This is a genomic window from Streptomyces solincola, from assembly GCF_002982015.1.
GTDB classification, from domain to species: domain Bacteria; phylum Actinomycetota; class Actinomycetes; order Streptomycetales; family Streptomycetaceae; genus Streptomyces; species Streptomyces solincola.
Window position 1 is genome coordinate 1 of the sequence record NZ_PVLV01000532.1, and the last position, 2,607, is coordinate 2,607.

The window sequence follows — 2,607 nt, forward strand, 5'->3', positions numbered from 1 at the left end:
AGGACGGCGGCCGCCGCCCGCAGCACCGCTTCGGCGGCGGCGCGGTGCAGGCAGGCGGGGGCGAGCAGGCAGCCGCAGTGGATCGCGTCGGCGGTGGTGACCGTGCCGCCGGGAGCGTGCAGCTCCAGGGCGGTGTCGTCGTCCAGGGTGATCCGTACGGTCTCGCCGTCGCGGACGACCGGGCGGGCGGCGAGCTTGGCCGTGCCGGCGTCCAGGCGCCTGCGCAGTCTGGGCGGCAGCGCGGCGACGAGTTCGGCGGTCACCTCGGGGGCGACGGGCGGCAGCAGCGGGCTCATGAGATCTTCTCCCCTACCCAGCGGGCGAGTTCGAGGGGGCTGAGGGCGGCCACCGGCATGCCCGCCGCGACGAGCTGCGCGGCGACGCCGGCGGAGTAGCGGGGGCGGCCGGAGTCGTCCAGGCCGGCGCAGCCGAGGACGTGGCAGCCCGCGCCGAGCAGGGCGCGGACCTCGGCGAGGAGCCCGCCCACCGGGTGGCCCTCCTCGAAGTCGCTGATCAGCACGATGAGGGTGCGGGAGGGGACGGTGACCAGTTCGCGGGCGTGGCGCAGTCCGGCGGCGATATGGGTGCCGCCGCCCACGCTCACCTCCAGGAGGAGGGAGAGCGGGTCGTGGACGTGGTCGGTGAGGTCCACGATCTGGGTGGAGAAGGCGAGGAAGTGGGTGGACAGGGCCGGCACTCCGGCCAGGACGGCCGCGGTCAGCGCGCTCCAGACCGTCGACGCCTCCATGGAGCCCGACACGTCGGTGACCAGGATGATCCGCCAGTCGACGGCCCGCCGGGCGCGGGTGCGGAAGACCGGGCGTTCGGGCACGATCGTCACGGCGCCGTCGGGGCCGGGCAGCGCGGTGGCCAGGTTGGCCCGCACGGTGCGGGCGAGGTCCAGGCCGCCGCCGGGTCTGCGGGAGGGGCGGGGCAGCGCGGCGCCGTGCAGGGCGGGCCGCAGACGGGTCGCCAGCTCCCGGGTCAGCTCGTCGGTCAGCCGCCGGACCAGCGGCCGCAGCGCGGCCAGGCGGGCCTCGGGCAGCCCGCCCGCGTGGCGCAGGACGGTGCGCAGCAGGTCGACGGAGGGGCGGACGCTGCCGGGGTCCAGCTCGGCGAGGACGTCCGTGCGTCCGGCCGAGGCGGCCGCGGCCAGGACCTCTTCGCGTACGCCGGGCCCGAAGAGCGCCGCCAGCTCCGCCGACCATTCGCGGGCGCCCGGGTAGGGCGCTTCGCGGCCGCCGCCGGTTCCGGTGGGCAGGCCGCTGCGGCTGCCTTCGCCGCGCCCGGCGCCGTACAGCTCGTCCAGGGCGGTGGCGAGGCGGCCGGCCGAGGACGGCAGCCGGTCGGTGCGGCGTCCCAGCACCAGCCGCCAGCGGTCGGCGGGCGCGAGCCGCCGGTGCGGGTCCGGGGGGCCTTCCGCGACGCGGCGCCGTGGATCCGGGGCTTCCTGAGCCGCACCGGCTCCGGGCGTGGCCGGGGGCAGCAGGTCCAGGCGGTGCAGGGCGGCGCGGGCGGCGTGATCCGCCCTGGTCCACCGGGCGAGGGCTTCGGGGCCGGCGTCGCCGGTGTCGGCGACCCGCGCGCCCAACCGGCCCTCCACGACCGTCAGGAGCCGGTCGCGGGCGGCCGGGCTGAGCGTGTCGAAACCGCCGCGCAGGGCGGGCAGCCGGAGCAGGAAGGCGTCGTCGGTGAGTCCGGTGACGCGGTCGAGCAGTGGCTCCAGGGCCGCGGCGGCGGTCTCCAGGAGGGGGCCCGCGGCGGTCAGCAGCCCGGTGAGGCGAGCGGTGAGGGCCGCGCGGGACGGCGGGTCTCCGGCCGCGTCGACCCAGGAGGCGGCCCGGTCGCCGAACCGCCCCGGCTCCTCGTGGCCGAGCAGGACCCGGACCGCGCCGGCGGCGCCGCGCATCAGCGGGGACCCGTCGCCAGCCAGTCGTGCCAGGGCGGCGACCGCTCGGACTCCGCCCAGGAGGTCGGCGCGGTGGGCGAGTTCGACGAGGGCGCGGGCGTCGGCGGGGTCCTCGGAACCGCTGAGGCCGTCGACCTGCCGGACCGCGGCGGCGGTGAGGAGGTCGGTCGCGGCGTCCAGAGCGGCCGTCCGCGTCTCGCCGGCGTCCGGACCGGGGACGTGGCCCGCGCGCAGCTTGTCCAGGAGGGAGAGGCCGGCGAGGAGCTCGGGCAGGGTGGCCGTGGCGGGCAGCACCCGGGCGGCCTCGGCGAGGCGTTCGGCGACGAGACCGGGCAGGGCGCACTGCGCCGCCTGCTCCAGTCCGGCGAGCACCTGGGCGGCGGTGGGGCCGCCTCCGTCGGCTTGGGCGCGTCGGCGCTCACGCAGGATGCCTTCGGCGGCCTGCGCGAGGGTGACGCCGTGCGCCCCGGTGGTCGCGAGCACCGCGGCGGTGGCGGGCGTCCAGCGCACCTCCCAGCGGGAGGTGAGGGCGTCGGCCCCGCCCGCGCCGGCGACCTCGCGGGCTTCCGCGTAGGGCACGCCGCATACGCCGAGGCGGTGCAGCGCGTGTTCGCGGCGGCGGTCCAGGTCGGAACGGAGCGGGTCGAGCCGCAGATCGAGGGGGCTGGTGAAGCCGGGACCGGTGCGGGGGCCGGTGG

1 protein-coding gene and 1 pseudogene are annotated in these 2,607 nt (G+C 78.7%); both read right to left on the bottom strand.

What is annotated here, in order from left to right; translation table 11 throughout:
- Positions 1–296: pseudogene (locus C6N75_RS26530) on the bottom strand (hypothetical protein); the annotation flags it as partial.
- A partial coding sequence (locus tag C6N75_RS26535; RefSeq protein WP_146132684.1) for a DUF5682 family protein occupies positions 293–2,607 on the bottom strand: 2,315 nt, incomplete at its 5' end. The pseudogene C6N75_RS26530 and the gene C6N75_RS26535, both read right to left, overlap by 4 nt.